The organism is Capnocytophaga sp. HP1101 (genome assembly GCF_054772415.1).
In genome coordinates this window covers 92,908-108,570 of record NZ_BPUU01000022.1, presented here as the reverse complement: position 1 = coordinate 108,570, position 15,663 = coordinate 92,908, and the positions used below count along the sequence as shown (strand labels likewise).

At 40.5% G+C, this 15,663-nt stretch carries 14 protein-coding genes and 1 pseudogene; 6 read left to right on the top strand and 9 right to left on the bottom strand.

All coding sequences use genetic code 11. The features are described from left to right. Nucleotides 1–119: 119 nt before the first annotated feature. Both RCZ04_RS11630 and RCZ04_RS11625 read right to left on the bottom strand, forming a co-directional pair. Entirely contained in the window at nt 120–866 is a 747-nt protein-coding gene (locus RCZ04_RS11630) for a hypothetical protein (RefSeq protein ID WP_460486208.1), read from the bottom strand. Nucleotides 867–877: 11 nt separating this feature from the next. Continuing rightward, on the bottom strand, nt 878–1,600 hold the full coding sequence (locus tag RCZ04_RS11625) for a metallophosphoesterase family protein (RefSeq protein ID WP_460486207.1): 723 nt from the start codon (nt 1,598–1,600) through the stop codon (nt 878–880). A gap of 1,529 nt (nt 1,601–3,129) precedes the next feature. Here RCZ04_RS11625 and RCZ04_RS11620 point away from each other — a divergent pair. Beyond that, entirely contained in the window at nt 3,130–4,590 is a 1,461-nt protein-coding gene (locus tag RCZ04_RS11620) for an MFS transporter (protein WP_460486206.1), read from the top strand. A 17-nt stretch (nt 4,591–4,607) separates the two neighbouring features. On the opposite strand, the gene RCZ04_RS11615 is transcribed toward RCZ04_RS11620, so the two are convergent. Then, the gene (locus RCZ04_RS11615) at nt 4,608–4,868 is read right to left on the bottom strand and encodes a hypothetical protein (RefSeq protein WP_460486205.1); all 261 of its coding nucleotides are present in this window, start codon (nt 4,866–4,868) and stop codon (nt 4,608–4,610) included. 228 nt (nt 4,869–5,096) lie between these two features. On the opposite strand from RCZ04_RS11615, the gene RCZ04_RS11610 reads away from it, so the two are divergent. The 5 genes from RCZ04_RS11610 to RCZ04_RS11590 are packed head-to-tail and all read left to right on the top strand — an operon-like array spanning nt 5,097 to nt 9,744. After that, the gene (locus RCZ04_RS11610; protein WP_460486204.1) at nt 5,097–5,699 is read left to right on the top strand and encodes a nitroreductase family protein; all 603 of its coding nucleotides are present in this window, start codon (nt 5,097–5,099) and stop codon (nt 5,697–5,699) included. After that, nucleotides 5,696–6,745, top strand: a complete 1,050-nt coding sequence (rlmN, locus tag RCZ04_RS11605) for a 23S rRNA (adenine(2503)-C(2))-methyltransferase RlmN (protein WP_460486203.1) — start codon at nt 5,696–5,698, stop codon at nt 6,743–6,745. Before RCZ04_RS11610 ends, rlmN begins: the two co-directional genes overlap by 4 nt. Before the next feature lie 50 nt (nt 6,746–6,795). Continuing rightward, on the top strand, nt 6,796–8,127 hold the full coding sequence (gene rseP, locus RCZ04_RS11600) for a M50 family metallopeptidase (RefSeq protein WP_460486202.1): 1,332 nt from the start codon (nt 6,796–6,798) through the stop codon (nt 8,125–8,127). 1 nt (nt 8,128) lies between these two features. Further along, nucleotides 8,129–8,611 carry a hypothetical protein gene (locus tag RCZ04_RS11595; protein WP_460486201.1) on the top strand — a complete coding sequence of 161 codons (483 nt, stop codon included), beginning with the start codon at nt 8,129–8,131 and terminating at the stop codon, nt 8,609–8,611. Continuing rightward, nucleotides 8,608–9,744, top strand: a complete 1,137-nt coding sequence (locus tag RCZ04_RS11590; RefSeq protein WP_460486200.1) for a DUF2062 domain-containing protein — start codon at nt 8,608–8,610, stop codon at nt 9,742–9,744. Before RCZ04_RS11595 ends, RCZ04_RS11590 begins: the two co-directional genes overlap by 4 nt. 4 nt (nt 9,745–9,748) lie before the next feature. On the opposite strand, the gene dusB is transcribed toward RCZ04_RS11590, so the two are convergent. The 6 genes and pseudogenes from dusB to RCZ04_RS11560 form a co-directional block, all read right to left on the bottom strand. Then, nucleotides 9,749–10,732, bottom strand: coding sequence for a tRNA dihydrouridine synthase (gene dusB / locus RCZ04_RS11585; RefSeq protein WP_460486199.1), 984 nt, complete (start codon nt 10,730–10,732; stop codon nt 9,749–9,751). A 118-nt stretch (nt 10,733–10,850) separates the two neighbouring features. After that, nucleotides 10,851–11,541, bottom strand: a pseudogene (locus RCZ04_RS11580) (transporter). After that, the gene (hflX, locus tag RCZ04_RS11575; protein WP_460486198.1) at nt 11,534–12,739 is read right to left on the bottom strand and encodes an HflX GTPase family protein; all 1,206 of its coding nucleotides are present in this window, start codon (nt 12,737–12,739) and stop codon (nt 11,534–11,536) included. Before hflX ends, RCZ04_RS11580 begins: the two are co-directional and overlap by 8 nt. Nucleotides 12,740–12,742: 3 nt before the next feature. Next, nucleotides 12,743–13,147, bottom strand: a complete 405-nt coding sequence (locus RCZ04_RS11570) for a DoxX family protein (RefSeq protein WP_460486197.1) — start codon at nt 13,145–13,147, stop codon at nt 12,743–12,745. Between the two features lie 184 nt (nt 13,148–13,331). Beyond that, nucleotides 13,332–14,441, bottom strand: coding sequence for a thiol-activated cytolysin family protein (locus RCZ04_RS11565; RefSeq protein ID WP_460486196.1), 1,110 nt, complete (start codon nt 14,439–14,441; stop codon nt 13,332–13,334). 2 nt (nt 14,442–14,443) lie between these two features. Beyond that, the gene (locus RCZ04_RS11560) at nt 14,444–15,295 is read right to left on the bottom strand and encodes a hypothetical protein (protein WP_460486195.1); all 852 of its coding nucleotides are present in this window, start codon (nt 15,293–15,295) and stop codon (nt 14,444–14,446) included. Between the last annotated feature and the right edge of the window lie 368 nt (nt 15,296–15,663).

Genomic DNA, 15,663 nt, shown 5'->3' with positions numbered 1-15,663 from the left:
GACTTTTTTTGAAAAAAGTTTTACATAAAAATACAATACACTGTATATCAGATTAATAAATTTTCAATATTTCTTTATTTTTTCTGTAAAACTTACCGTTTTCTTCACCGTTACAGCAATTATTCTCGCTGATATTTCCCTTTTTTGTATTGCATCTGTATCACCTCTTCTTTACTATCAACCACTCTTTCGGCACAAAAACCCTCCGCATCTCGCTCTATTTTTATCTGCTTAGTAACACGTGTTTCCTCTATCACATAAAAACCTCTCACCTTATGCTCCAAAATACGCAATTTGCTATTCACCTCTGTCTTTTCTCCTTCACAAGGAGTTTTTGCAGTTCCTCCTCCCGAAATATCAGCCGTGTAAGAAAATATATCACTACTTAACACCTTTTGCAACTTCTTCCCTTTAGCTATAAAATAGCTGACCTCTTCCGCTCCCTTAGGCTTATTTCTATCAGCATTCGAAAAAAACACCCTCACCTGATAAGCAAGCGCTTTCTTCGCCAATAGTGGCGTCTGAGAAGCCACTTCCAAACTTTGTAAGTATCCTCTATCACCGTCTTTCCATTCACCCTCACCTATATAGTAATTATCAATCCTCTGTTCCTGAAGATTATACAAAACAACATACGCATCATAAAGTATCTTGCCCTTACTCCTCTTCTTCAACGGAAAAACCACGAGCTTATGTATCGAATCTTCTTTTAGCCCTCGCTCCGTATAAAGCGCCCAATACACCTGACGTTTGTCAAGCTTAAATTTCGTTTCAATTGCTTTAAAAATAGCACTTTCATTTTGCAGTTGTTCTTGTGCTACACTGCATATCGGCAGCAATAGCAGTAGGTATATAAACTTCTTCATCTTTAAATGTATTATTGATTGCGTCCTTGTTCTTCTGGATACAGCTTATAAACAGGCTCACTTTGCCAATATTCCTTCGTTTCAATATCCATAATCGTAATGCGTCCTTTGAAGCCCGCTCCTGTATCCACATTAGTTACCCCGTTGAAAATAAGAGGCTTATCAGTTCCCAAACGCGTCGTAGGCGTATGTCCTATATAAATTTCATTATAGAGTTTTAACCGATTCGGATAACGCTTGTCCGTTTTAGACATACTAACACTGCACGCAAGCTCCCAAAGCGTCCTATCCCAATAGTACATCTGTTCGAAATGCTCGTGAGCAATCCCCCGCAAATTAGTAAATCCCGCGTGAAGAAAAAGCCTGTTTTTGCTATCCAAATAGTAATTTTCAAGCGAGTCCAGAAAATCAATATGAGCCCTTTTGCGCTCTGTCGAAACGTTTTGATAAGCCTTTTCGGTAGCCTTCCCCCCGTGCAAACGCCAAAGAGTATCCATCTCTTTTCCTAAAAGAAACTCACGGCAAAGCGCATCGTGATTCCCTCTGAGGAACAAACAACGCTGTTTCTTTTGGTATCCGATGAGAAAATCCATCACCTCGGGAGTCTCACTCCAACCGTCAGCGTAATCACCAAGGAAAATAAGGTAGTCATCAGTTTGTATATCAGCCCTTTCAAGTACCTGCACCAAAGCGCGTAAAGCACCGTGTATATCGCCTATAACAAGAGTTCGCATAGTGTTTAATTTTGCTATTATTCGTCTGTGAAAAGTTTGGCAAAAGTAATAATTTTTTTTCAATTATCAGACAATCTCTAATTTTCCACCTGCCCGTCGCGCTATAACCTCATATTACCTCCGTCATTTCGTCACCACATTCCCCCCTCATTGAGGTAGCCAGCGACAGCTGGGTATGTGAGAAGGGGGAAGTTATCCCCTAGTGCCTATTCCCTAAGACCTATTACCTCCCACTCCATTTGCTAATTTCCAAATTTGCTAATTCTCTAATTATCCCTTCTCCTTTCCGTCACAACACTCCCCCTCTCCTTGGGAGAGGGACGGGGTGAGGATTCTCTTTCTTTCGCCTCGAAACCCTGTTTTTACCATTTTTAGCCTTGTTGTATTATGCTATTAATCAACTCTTTATATACCCTTTCTATACCAATCGTCCAAGATTCGTATAAGCTTCCTATAAGCTAACCCCACCCTCCTAACAGCCTTTTCTCACCAAAATCCCCCTCAACTCTCTTCTGAAATCTTCCGTTTCATTTCGAACCTCTCAACCTTCCTCTATTTTCTAATTTGCTAATTTTCTCTGTCTGTCGTCGCTTTTTCATCTCAAACTTTGGCAAAGTTGATTACTAGCATTATTGGCATTTCTGGTTTTATTGGCATTTATCTCATTCTTCAATTTATCAACTGTCTGGCTCGCACCATTCTTTCTTCAAATAGACTCCGTTTTTTCAACAGCTTTATGTAAACTAAGCATAGATGAAAATATTTTCCTTTTTTGAGGAACTATTAAACTTTTTTACAAAAAAATCCCTTCCGAATCCCTCCGTTTTCTTCCGAAACCACTAATGTGTCACTTTTAGCGGTATACACTTTGACAAAATTTTTAATTGCCCGTCGTGCTACGACCTTTACCAAAGTTAATTATCATTATTATTGGCATTATTGGTATTATTAGTATTATTGGCATTGTTATATTTATAACAACTCCCATTTCCTTTGTACAATACTTCTTTTTATTTTCACAGATAAAAAAATGCTCCTACTTTTGCACTTCAATTAAGTACACACATCGCAATAAACACTCTTTTATAATAGCGTCATTTCAATATAACAAAGTATTGATTCACAATGATAAAAGCATCACATATCTGTGAAATCTAACAGCGAAGCTGCTAATCTGTGTACTATTGTTGTATAATTTGAAATTTATCCTTGCAAAATCCGTGAGCTCCGTGAAATCCGTGCGAGTCTTTCAGTAGCGAAGTTGTTCGTTTAATTTGTAAAAATCCTCCCGTGCAACGGCTTTCTAAGACTTTAGCCTTATGTTGAACTTACATTATAAATATGAATCAAGAGTTGAAAAAATAATGATATTTGATTTTACAGTACATTATTGCTTTTGCGTCACATCTCCCCCTTTGGAGGGGGTTGGGGGGAGGTTTATAATCAACTAATTAATTTAACCCTTGATTTGCACTTATAATAAGAGTCTTTTCGAGGTTCTCAAAGCAGATATTAACAATAAACAAACTATGTCAGAAAACAAAAAATCCTTCGTCCAAACACTCAAGACTTTCTCACCCAACTTTTGGGTAGCAAGTTTCCTCCAACTGATGGAACGTTGGGGCTTCTACGGTATCTTTACCCTGCTCCCCCTCTATTTAGTCGCTTCAACTGACCAAGGCGGATTAGGCCTTTCACATACCCAAAAAGGAAGCATTATAGGCAACGTAACCGCTATACAGTACTTTTTACCCCTCGTTTTTGGCGTCATAGCCGACCGCATAGGCTACAAACTCTCTTTAGTCATCTCTTGTACTATAATGGCCATAGGCTATTACCTGATGGGTGAAGTAAACACCTATTGGTCAATGTATATGGTCTTCCTCTTTGCCGCCGTCGGAGGGGGCTTTTTCAAACCCGTTATCAACGGAACTGTTGCCCGCAATACCGATGATAGCACCAGCACAATGGGCTTCGGTATCTTCTATATGATGGTAAATATCGGGGGGTTCTTAGGTCCTGCAATGTCGTCTTACTTGCGCACTACTCTCGGTTGGCGCATTATCTTCGTGCAAGCTGCGGTGGTAATGCTCATCAACCTGCTCGTAGTTCTTTTCTTTTTCAAAGAACCTAAGATGGCACAACGCGACAGCAAGCCTATACTCACCGAAATCAAAGAATCCATAATGCACATCATCGAAGCACTCAAAGACCGTCGCCTTACCATACTGCTCATTCTGATGGTCGGCTTCTGGACGATGTTCAACCAGCTGTTCTACACCCTACCTAACTTTATCGAAGATTGGGTAGATTCCTCCAAAGTAAGCGCCTGGATTAACCATCATTTGCCTTTCTTAGGCACTATCCTCACCGAAAAAGGACAAGTAAAAGCCGAATGGTTCATCAATATCGATTCATTTATGATTATCTTCTTTCAGGTAATCGTATCCTATTTCGTAACCAAAATGACTCACGTAAGCGCAATGATTCGCGGTACGATTATCGGAACCATAGGGGTAACGCTCACTTTTATGTTCAATAATGTATGGTTTACCATTATAGGCACTATGATTTTCTCCATAGGCGAAATGGCTGCCAGCCCCACGCTTTCAGCTTTTATCGCTCAAATCACCCCTAAAGGGAAAGAAGCACTCTATCAAGGTACTTATTTCTTACCCGTAGCGGTAGGTAATTATATTGCAGGGCTTATTTCTGGTGATTTATACGAAAAATGGTCTGATAAGTATACTTTACTAAAAACTGAACTCACAAATAAAGCCATTGCAATGCCCGAAAACCTCACTAAAAACGAGTATTTCGATTTAGCAAGTCAGAAGTTAGGACTCAATCAGTCTCAAATCACCGATTTGCTTTGGAATACTTATAATCCCAACAAAATGTGGTATCTTATTTTTGGAATAGGCATTTTTGCCGCCCTATCACTATATGCCTATAACAAAATAATGGTAAGAAAAGAATCAATAAGTTAATAAATCTAACTTTTTCCTCATTCTTGCGTTGTTATCATATTCCGTTCTTGTAGTTTTTCCCATTCTGGGGAAGCCATCAAGAGCGGACTTTTTATTATCTGCCCGTGTTTCTCACACCGTCTTTGCGTCGCTACAATTCCCCCTTTGGAGGTTGTCCGCGAGAGCATAGTAAGTGAATAGGAGGAGGTTTTATTCGTTCTTCCTTCACTGTAGAACCACTCATTGTTCGTCTTTTGTTCGTTCATTGTTCGTCTTTTGTTCGTCTTTTGTTCGTTCATTCTTTGTCTATTCGCCTGTCGTGCTACGACTGCCCGTGTTTCTCGCACCGTCTTTGCGTCGCTACAGTTCCCCCTCTCTGAGGGGGGTAGGGGGAGGTTACTATATCTTACCTCCATATCTGCTAATTCTCTAATTACTAATTCCTAACTTCTAAAATTTGCTAATTTGCTAATTACGCCGTACCTTTGCACCTTGAAATTAAAAGTTAAACTTAAAAACAAAACACTATGGACTTTCTAAAATTAGCACAAACTCGTTATACTACCAAACAATACAGTACCAAACGCATCAGCGACGAAGATATCGCCAAACTCAAAGAAATATTGCGCCTCGCTCCTTCGTCTATCAATTCCCAACCTTGGCAATTCGTGTTCATCAGCGATGAAGCTACCAAAGAAGCTTTCTCCAAAGTATCATTTGTGAATGAAGAACGCGTAAAAAAAGCCAGTCATTTAGTGGTGTTTATGGCCAATCGTTCCTTGCCTTCTTTTGAAGAAAAACTCGCTAAAGCTACTAACGAAGGAAGTTTAGCTTTCTACAACAATATGAAAAAACCTCAAGGCGATGTAGCGCTCTACGCGTGGATGAATAACCAAGTGTACATTGCCTTAGGCTTTTTTATCAGCGCTTGTGCTGCTATGGGTATTGATAGTACCCCTATGGAAGGTATTCTCAACGCTGAATATGATAAACTTTTAGGCGAACCTGAGTACACTACCCTTTTTGCCGTAGCAATAGGCTATCGCGACCCCGAGGACAGCAATCAGTTACACTTGCGCCCAAAATCACGCTTGCCTTTGGAAGACGTAGTAAAGGATTTTAAATTATGACCCAAAAATGCGACATACGCGCTTTAACCAAAGACGAACTTCGCGCTTTCTTCGAGAGCAATGGCGACAAACCTTTCCGTGGCAACCAAGTATACGAATGGTTGTGGCAGAAAGGCGTGCATACTTTCGAGGCGATGACCTCCCTGCCCAAAGCTACTCGCGAGATGCTTGCCGAACACTTTAGCATCAACCACATCAAAGTAGACGTAATGCAACGCAGTAACGATGGTACGATTAAAAATGCAGTACGTTTGCACGATGGTTTATTAGTAGAATCGGTGTTGATCCCTACCGATACCCGCACCACCGCTTGCGTGTCCAGTCAGGTGGGGTGTAGTCTCAACTGTTCGTTTTGTGCCACCGCTCGGCTTAAGCGTATGCGCAATCTTCAGCCCGATGAAATCTTTGACCAAGTGAAGGTGATTGATGAGCAGAGTTGCGCGTTTTTCGGTCGTCCGCTCTCCAATATTGTATTTATGGGAATGGGTGAACCGCTGATGAACTACAACAATGTGCTGAAAGCCATTGACAAAATCACCTCCCCTGAAGGTTTGGGAATGTCGCCCAAGCGCATCACTTTATCCACTTCGGGTATTCCCAAATTGATCAAAAAAATGGCCGATGATGAGGTAAAGTTCAAATTGGCAGTATCTTTGCATTCGGCTATCAAAGAAGTGCGCACGGGCATAATGCCTTTCAACGAGCAGTTCCCCTTAGAGGAATTGCGCGAGGCTTTAGCCTATTGGTATCAAAAAACCAAAAACCGCATCACTTATGAGTATGTGGTGTGGAAAGGCATCAACGACCAAAAAAAGGACGTAGAGGCACTGATAAAGTTTTGTAGGTTTGCGCCCTCCAAAGTAAATCTCATCGAGTACAACCCTATAGATGATGGCGAATTCCAGCAAGCCGACCCTAAGGCTTTGGAACTTTACCAAACAATGCTCGAAGCCGCAGGCATCACCGTTACGGTACGCCACTCCCGTGGTAAAGACATTGATGCCGCCTGCGGACAATTAGCTAATAAAAAAGTTAAAAGTGAATAGTTAAAAGAGAATAGTACAACACTTGTTTGTTACCTGTTACCTGAAAAAGAATGGAAGTATTTTTAATAAAAGCGGCTCAGCTGATTCTGAGTCTTTCGATTTTAGTTGTCCTTCACGAATTAGGACATTTTATCCCTGCGAAACTCTTTAAAACAAGAGTCGAGAAGTTCTTTCTCTTCTTCGATGTAAAGTTTGCTCTCTTCAAAAAGAAGATAGGCGAAACTGTGTACGGCATCGGGTGGTTACCGCTGGGTGGCTACGTGAAAATCGCCGGTATGATCGATGAGAGTATGGACAAAGAGCAAATGGCGCAACCTCCACAACCGTGGGAGTTCCGCTCTAAACCTGCGTGGCAACGCCTTATCATTATGATAGGTGGTGTAACGGTAAACTTGCTCTTAGGTTTCTTTATTTACTCAATGATTCTCTTTACTTGGGGACAAGACCAGTTGAAACCTGAAGGTATTAAAAACGGTTTTGCGGTAACTCGTACAATGCGTGCTTATGGGTTCCAAAACGGCGATATTGTAACTGCTATCAATGGCAAACCCTTAGAAAGTGTAGCCGATGCGAGTAAGTACATCTTGCTACGCAACGCTTCTCAGGTAACTGTAAAAGGTCAGGATGGTACGGTACGTACGCTCTCTCTTCCTGATTCTATTGGTAAGATGCTCTATTTGCGCGGTGAAACAGCCCCTTTTAGTGTAAAAGTAAAACCCGTTATCGATACAGTAATAGGGGGAATGCCTGCTCAGAAAGCAGGTTTACGAAAGGGTGATAAGCTGGTGAGCATCAATGGAGAACCTATTTACTATTTCTCTGATGTAACGCCTGCCCTTGCAAAGGCTCCTGAGAACACACCCCTCACTTTTACTATTGAGCGCAACGGCACACCAATGACCTTGAGTGTATTGCCCGACAGCAATAAGAAAATAGGCATTAGTGGCGTGCAAACTGAAGGTGAAGTGCAATTTACCCATAAAACTTACAGCTTAGGAGAATCTCTCAGTCACGGAACCGTTTACGGTTATAACGTGTTGCGTGATTATGTCTCACAGTTTAAGTTTATCTTTACCAAAAAGGGTGCAGGAGAAGTAGGAGGCTTTGGCTCAATAGGAAAACTTTTCCCCTCGTCTTGGAATTGGCTCGCTTTTTGGCATATCACTGCCTTTCTATCTATTGCTTTAGCCTTTATGAATATCTTGCCTATCCCAGCCCTCGACGGCGGACACGTAGTATTCCTGCTTTACGAAATGGTAACCGGCCGCAAACCGAGTGAAAAGGTGTTGGAGTACGCTCAAATGGTAGGTTTTGTAATCCTCATCGCACTCTTGCTATATGCCAATGGTAGCGACTTGTACCGAGCGATATTTAACAAGTAAGATGAAACATCTTTATAGCATCATATTATTCTTAACCCTTGGTTCACTTCACGCGCAATCCCTTGAGAAAGTGCGTCAGGCTTACACTACAGCTTCGGAAAGCAAAGAGAACGCTGCGGCTTTTGCTGAGCTAATGCAAAACGCTCCTGCTACCGATGTGCTACTAAGCGCTTACAAAGGCGCGAGCAAGATGATTGTAGCCAAGTTTGGCAAGAACCGTGTGGCGCTACTCAAAGAAGGCAAACCACTGATTGAGAATGCCCTCAAACAACAATCTAATAACGCTGAGTTGCACCTCATCCGCCTCAGCGTACAAGAACACTTGCCCAAAGTAGTGCCCTATCGCAATAATATCACGACCGACAAGGAGTTTTTGATCACGCATTACGCCCAACAAACGCCCGCCTTACAAAAGTATATTGCTGGTTTTGTCAAGAAATCAAAAGTGTTTAGCGAGGAAGAAAAAAAGAAGATTGGACTATGAATTACTGCGTTTTAATACCAACCTATAACAATGCCAAAACCCTCAAGCGTGTGATTGATGGGGTACTGGACTATACCTCTAATGTAATTGTTATAAACGACGGTGCTACCGACGATACCCCTCATATTTTAGCGCAATACCCCCAACTTACAGTTGTTCACCTTCCTAAAAATAAAGGCAAAGGCAATGCCTTGCGCATAGGATTTGAAAAAGCTCGCACTTTAGGCTTCGACTATGCCCTTACCATTGACTCCGATGGGCAACATTACCCTGATGATATCCCTATATTCCTCAAAGCTCTTGAAGCTGAAACTGAACCTACCCTATTATTAGTGGGCAGTCGCAATATGACGCAGGATGGTGTGCCTAAGAAAAGCAGCTTCGGACACAAGTTCTCAAACTTCTGGTTTCACCTCGAAACAGGTGTCAATCTCCCTGATACCCAGTCGGGTTACCGATTGTATCCCCTACATCACATTCCTAAAAAGTATTATACTGAAAAATTTGAATTTGAGATAGAAATCTTAGTGCGCAGTAGTTGGAATGGCGTGCAACTCAAGAATGTGCCTATTAAAGTGCTCTATGACCCTACGGAAAGGGTATCGCACTTTCGTCCCATTAGGGATTTTATGCGTATCAGCGTGCTCAATAGTATATTGGTGCTTATTGCGCTCTTTTACATCAAGCCCCGCAATTTCTTTAGAGATGCTAAGAAGAAGAGTTTCAAGCGCTTTATCAAGGAAGATATATTAGAAAGCGACAGCAGCGACAGTGTGAAGGCAGGTTCGGTAGCGTTGGGTGTTTTTTTGGGTATTGCCCCTTTTTGGGGATTTCAAACCATACTTACTATTACTTTGGCTGTATTCTTTAATTTGAACAAAACGTTGGCTTTTATTTGCTCGAATGTGAGTATTCCCCCAATGATACCGGTGCTTATTTTCACTTCTCTTAAAATAGGTACTTTTTTTGTGGGGGGCACGATTCTTCCGCAAGGCGACCTCACCACAATGGAATACATCAAAAATAATCTCTTGCAATACTTAGTAGGGAGTTTTACTTTAGCGATTACTGCTTCATTTGTTTTAGGAATGCTCACCTATGGTTTGTTAAAGATAAAAAGTAAAAAAGCTTAGATTATTAGACTTCCCTTTTTACTTCTCTCACTACTTCGAGTTCTCTTATAATTTCTTCAGAAGAATCTAACGTTACCAATCGCTGGCGATGCTCTTTAAAATTAGGAATACCCTTGAAATAATTAGCATAATGTCTGCGCATTTCCAACACTCCTTGTCGTTCGCCTTTCCATTCTACCGACCATAATAAATGGTTTTTAGCAGCATCAACACGGTGTGATATAGTGGGGGAGGGGAGAAGCTTTCCTGTTGCAAAATAATGTTTTATTTCATTAAATATCCACGGATAACCGATGGCTGCACGACCTATCATTATACCGTCTACTCCGTAAGTGTTGCGGTACTGTAGTGCTTTTTCGGGGCTATCAATATCGCCGTTACCGAAGATAGGAATATGAATGCGTGGGTTGTTCTTCACTTTAGCAATGTAGCTCCAATCGGAGTGACCTTTGTACATCTGGCTACGGGTACGGGCGTGAATGGTAAGCGCGCTTATACCTACATCTTGCAGACGTTCGGCTACTTCTTCAATATTGATACTTTGCTCGTCCCAGCCTAAACGCGTTTTTACGGTTACAGGTAAATGGGTACTGTTTACGACTGCTTTGGTAAGGCGTACCATCAAATCGATATCTTTCAATACCCCCGCTCCTGCACCTTTGCTTACAACCTTCTTTACAGGACAACCAAAGTTGATGTCTACTAAATCGGGGTTTACAGTGGCAACGATTTTAGCTGAGAGCGCCATTGCTTCTTCATCACCTCCAAAAATTTGTATGCCTACGGGACGTTCGTAATCGAAAATATCTAACTTTTGACGGCTTTTAATGGCGTCGCGTATGAGTCCTTCGGAGGAGATAAACTCACTGTAAAGCATATCAGCTCCGTGCATTTTACAGAGGCGACGAAAGGGAGGATCGCTTACATCTTCCATAGGTGCAAGCAATAAAGGGAAATCTCCTAAATCTATGTTTCCTATTTTAGGCAATTTTTTAATGATTAATTGTTAATGGTTAGTGATTAATAATGAGGAAACTCTTCCTGCCCCCTCTGTGAGGGGAATTAGAGATGCAAAAGCCATACTTCGGGCGAAATTTTGCATATTGTTAAATGAATAAATATCCTATTCCCACCCCTACAAAATATTGAGCTTCTGGTTGCCAAAGGGTACGCCCTCCGCTGAGGTCTATTTGAAAATTAGGTTTTAGGAGGTAGGCAAATCCTGCATTGATATTGTGCTCAGGAGCACGTGTTCCATTATAGGAAGCGTAATACTCAACAAAGCCCCATAGCTTGTTGTTGGGAGCATAATTGACCTGAGCAGTAACATCTAAATTCTTAAATTGTTCAGAGCTACGAGCACTATAAGCCAATGAAAGCTGGTCGGTAAGAGAGCTTTCGAAAGTTAAACAAGCGTCGAAAGTATAAGTCTTAGCGTCTGTTTTGCTGTATTGCCCATAACCGATGAGTCCCACTGAGGGGATATAACGCTGTTCCGATTCGTATAAACGCTGTTTTATGCTGAAAGTAGTACTGCTAAAATCAGGGGTACGGAGGTCGAAATCGGCTTCTAAGCGGATTTCGGTGTTTGTGATGAGTCCGTAGCGTTAGGTTATCACTGCTTTCTTCTTTGCTGAAAACTAAACCATTTTCTATTTGAAACTGACCTTTGGGCAGGGTGTATACCCCTTCACTTTGGTCGGGGCGATCGGTGTTGAGGTTTTCATCGTTTTGAGCAACTGCTAATGAGGTGCAACATAAGGCTATTGTAGCCAATAGTAAATTGAGTTTATTCATCTATCTTTTCGTATAAAAAATTATTAAAAGGAAAGCGAGTGATGTGTATCTCCTTTACCTTTTCGTACACCACCTCACGGAATTCTTCGAGATTGTTTTTATTGAGTGCCGAAATGAAAAGTACATCGCGCCCCACTTTCTGCATCCAAGTTTGTTTCCATTCCTCAAGAGTGAAGTGTTTTTTAGTGCGCTCGGTAGCCAAATCGTCTTCGGCTATTTCTTCATTGGTATACGCATCAATCTTGTTGAATACCATAATGGTGGGCTTATCGGCGCTGTGAATTTCGGCTAATATTTGGTTTACTGATTGGATATGCTCCTCGAAGTTAGGGTGTGAAATATCGACTACGTGCAAGAGCAAATCGGCTTCACGTACCTCGTCGAGGGTACTTTTAAACGACTCGATAAGCTGGGTGGGCAGTTTGCGAATGAATCCTACGGTATCGCTTAGGAGGAAAGGTAGGTTTTCAATCACGACCTTTCGGACGGTGGTATCGAGGGTTGCAAAGAGTTTGTTTTCGGCAAATACTTCGCTTTTGCTTATGACGTTCATCAGGGTAGATTTGCCTACATTGGTATACCCAATGAGTGCCACGCGCACTAATGCTCCGCGATTACTGCGTTGCGTTGCCATTTGCTTATCGATAGCGGTGAGTTTTTTTTTGAGCAGGGCAATACGGTCACGCACGATACGGCGGTCGGTTTCAATTTCGGTTTCACCAGGACCGCGCATACCGATACCTCCTCGCTGACGTTCGAGGTGCGTCCATAATCCTGTAAGGCGGGGTAAGAGGTATCCGTATTGTGCCAATTCGACTTGTGTACGTGAATAGCTGGTTTGTGCGCGCTGTGCAAAGATGTCGAGGATGAGTCCTGTGCGGTCTAAGATCTTCACTTTAAGAATGCGTTCGATATTCTTCTGTTGGGCAGGGGTGAGTTCATCGTCGAAGATGACGGTGCCTACCTCATTTTCTTCAACAAATTGCTGAACTTCTTCCATTTTACCGGTGCCGATGAAGGTTTTAGGATTAGGCACATCCAGCTTTTGGGTGAAGCGTTTGAGCACTTCACCCCCAGCTGTGTAGGTAAGAAATTCGAGTTCGTCTAAGTATTCTTTAGATTTCTCTTCTGTTTGAGTTTGATTGATAATCCCTACGAGCACTACTTTCTCATAGGTAAGATTAATTTGTTCTAACATTCGTTAATCCCATTTGTGGCGAGAGGATAGGGCGTGTTTGTCACTTCCTGTAAAGAACAACGCTAAGGCACCGAATAGGAATAAGCCTGGTAGTTCAGGAGCCCAACCACCGTGAGCTGTAACGGCAGTAATTTGACCAGAATAGGCTAAAAAGAGGGTGCTAATTCCGCCGAGTACCATAATAAGGGCAGCCAAACGAGTGCGGAATCCTAGAATTATCATTATAGGGGCGATAATTTCGCTAAGATATACCCCATAAGCGATGAATGTAGGGAGACCTTTAGCTACTAAGGTACTTTGAACATATCCAAAGGCATCGGGGTGCATTAGTTTGTTGATGCCGTGAGGAAGCATAAGCAAGCCTATGGTGAGGCGAAGGACGAGGAGTCCAAAATCTTTGTTTTTCATTTTATAAAAGGTTTTTTTAAGTTTACGGGTGCAAAGATAGAGAATAATTAGCAAATTATCAAATTAGCAGATTAGAGAATGAGAAAATGTGAGAGGGTTGAGAGGTTAATGGTTAATGAATAGAAAAAAAGCTACCTAAATTTTAGATAGCTCTTTGTAATAGAGTAGGGGATAAATAGTTTTATTATTTATTAATAAATTCTTGGTCAGTATACATAGTGCGTACTTCTACCTCACGATTGTCTTTTAAAGTACGTACTTTATACCCAATAGGAGTAGCTGAGTTTACTAAATCAGCGGTTCCAGGCATTGTTAAAAAGGCTTTGAAAGAATCAAGATCAGTTACTAATTTAGATTGACTGAGAGGACCCCCTGCAATCATCACAGTAATTTTTTTATCTTGAAACCATTTAGAAACTTTCTGTTCAGAAGTAGTGTCTACACTTCCTCCAAACTTGGTAAACTTAGCAGCAATACCTGCTTTGATAGTTTTGGTAGTTTCTTCTAAATTTTCATCGGTTTCAACTAAAATATGAGCAACACGACCGTAGTCTACACTACTAACATACAAAGGTTCATACTCTCCTAAATTTTCTAAATCGCCCCATTGATTCGCATTTTTAGGGTCTACACTGATGCTATAAAATACTTGACGTACTTTTATCAATACATATTTTTTACTATTCTTGTTGAGCTTGGTTTCTGTATAACTAAAATTAGCTGATACAAGACCTGAAAGTACTTCTGCTTTCACGTGAATACCAAAAGTTTTATTGAAACTTTGAGTAGTAGTGACTTCATTAGAAATGAAAGTCATATAAGCAGCTGTAGTGTCGTAGCTCATATTGTTCTCATTTTTTCTTACCAAATCGTTCACTGCTTGACGTGCCTGTGAAGGGATGGGAAGTGAAGAAATAGAGACGGGTAAATCTTTACCTTGAAAGGTAGCAGAAAGTTTGATTTCCTTTGGATTGTTAACAGTGATAGGATTATATTCACCTTCTAAAAAATCGCCTCCGCGTAACACACAACCTGGGTAAATCACATCTAAGTTATTAGGCGTGATCAACTCTACAGGAGAGAGTGTTTTTTGGCGTTCTATAGTTTGTAGATATTCTACTTTATTACCTACTACACGCCCAGTCTTTTCTTCATAAAGCACCTTTTCAGGTTTTTGAGGAAAAGATACAGATTTCAATTCATATAATTGATCTTCAACGCTCTTGTCTTTACTACAAGCAAAGAGAAGTGCTACACTGGTGAGCATTACAGCTCTTTTAATTACTTTTTTCATTCTTATCTATTTTCTACATTAATATTATAGTACACTATTTCATATGGATCTTGGTTAGGATAGTGTTGAATGATATGGATTTCATTAACAATATAAGAAGGTACAGGAGCAGCGTCATCATAAGTACGTACTTCTTCAGAAAAGAACTTATCTATACCTTCTTGAAAAGCCTCTCCTTGATAGGTTTGATTATTATATTTAGTTAAGTAAGTTTGAGGTACTTTTTTAGGGTCAGGGGATAGATATTTATCGTTTACATTAGTGCCGTCTTCTATTTTAAACTCAAATCTACGCCAATGTTTTGAATGTCCTACTAAGAAAGGGCCTGTAAAGACTCTATCGTAAATCTCAGTATGCGTCCAAGCGGTAATTCTTACCGCATTAAAATTAATATCATAATACTGATAACCTCCTTCTGGTTTTCCATTTACTTGTCTTTGGAGAGTGTAAGTGTGCTGGAAAGTGCCCGGAACAATAGGCTTTATATAAAACTTGTGTTTCCCTTTAGGCGAAAAAGAGATATAATCGGTAGTTACTTTTTGTTTTTCACCTTTTTCATTATCAGTGTATAGCTCAAAATCTCTATTAAGAATTTGATGTTTGTTTTCATCTTTCTTAGAGATAAGGCTATAGGAAACACCTTCCGTATCACTATTACTATCCTCAATGGTGATTTCATAAGGAATGTAATCATTCACCAAAAGATTCTTTAAATCTTTATGGGGGTCAGTAAATACTTCTTTGATAGAAGCACTAAACGACGATGTTGGGGTAGGTGCAGGAACATCGTCATCACTTTTGTTACAAGCAATAAAAGCTATTGCAAGTCCTGCTAAAAATGCATATTTTTTCATAGGCATTGCTATAAGTTTGTAATAAGTTATTTAATTATTTTCGGTGCAAAGATGTCACAAATTTTTTAAACTGCAACAGGTTATAAAGAATTTTTTTGTTAAATATGTAATATATTTTTAGGTGGCTACTATATAACTGCTTTATTTTCAATAGGTATAGATTGATTTTATACAAACATTAAAATCATTTATTTTTTGTAAAAAGATAAAAGGTAAAAGATAAAATGGGTATGGTTAGCTTATACAAAGCTTATAGGAAGCTTATACGAATCTTGGACGATTGTTATACAAAGGGTGTATAAGTGATTGATTAATACTGTAATACAACAATACTAAAAGTACCAATGATAGGGTTTCGAGGCGAAAGA

What these genes read in the sequence shown, in the direction of transcription:
- RCZ04_RS11630 (WP_460486208.1), bottom strand. Translation starts at nt 866, where the DNA reads ATGAAGAAGTTTATATACCTACTGCTATTGCTGCCGATATGCAGTGTA.
- RCZ04_RS11625 (WP_460486207.1), bottom strand. Translation starts at nt 1,600, where the DNA reads ATGCGAACTCTTGTTATAGGCGATATACACGGTGCTTTACGCGCTTTG.
- RCZ04_RS11620 (WP_460486206.1), top strand. Translation starts at nt 3,130, where the DNA reads ATGTCAGAAAACAAAAAATCCTTCGTCCAAACACTCAAGACTTTCTCA.
- RCZ04_RS11615 (WP_460486205.1), bottom strand. Translation starts at nt 4,868, where the DNA reads ATGAACGAACAAAAGACGAACAAAAGACGAACAATGAACGAACAAAAG.
- RCZ04_RS11610 (WP_460486204.1), top strand. Translation starts at nt 5,097, where the DNA reads ATGGACTTTCTAAAATTAGCACAAACTCGTTATACTACCAAACAATAC.
- rlmN (WP_460486203.1), top strand. Translation starts at nt 5,696, where the DNA reads ATGACCCAAAAATGCGACATACGCGCTTTAACCAAAGACGAACTTCGC.
- rseP (WP_460486202.1), top strand. Translation starts at nt 6,796, where the DNA reads ATGGAAGTATTTTTAATAAAAGCGGCTCAGCTGATTCTGAGTCTTTCG.
- RCZ04_RS11595 (WP_460486201.1), top strand. Translation starts at nt 8,129, where the DNA reads ATGAAACATCTTTATAGCATCATATTATTCTTAACCCTTGGTTCACTT.
- RCZ04_RS11590 (WP_460486200.1), top strand. Translation starts at nt 8,608, where the DNA reads ATGAATTACTGCGTTTTAATACCAACCTATAACAATGCCAAAACCCTC.
- hflX (WP_460486198.1), bottom strand. Translation starts at nt 12,739, where the DNA reads ATGTTAGAACAAATTAATCTTACCTATGAGAAAGTAGTGCTCGTAGGG.
- RCZ04_RS11570 (WP_460486197.1), bottom strand. Translation starts at nt 13,147, where the DNA reads ATGAAAAACAAAGATTTTGGACTCCTCGTCCTTCGCCTCACCATAGGC.
- RCZ04_RS11565 (WP_460486196.1), bottom strand. Translation starts at nt 14,441, where the DNA reads ATGAAAAAAGTAATTAAAAGAGCTGTAATGCTCACCAGTGTAGCACTT.
- RCZ04_RS11560 (WP_460486195.1), bottom strand. Translation starts at nt 15,295, where the DNA reads ATGAAAAAATATGCATTTTTAGCAGGACTTGCAATAGCTTTTATTGCT.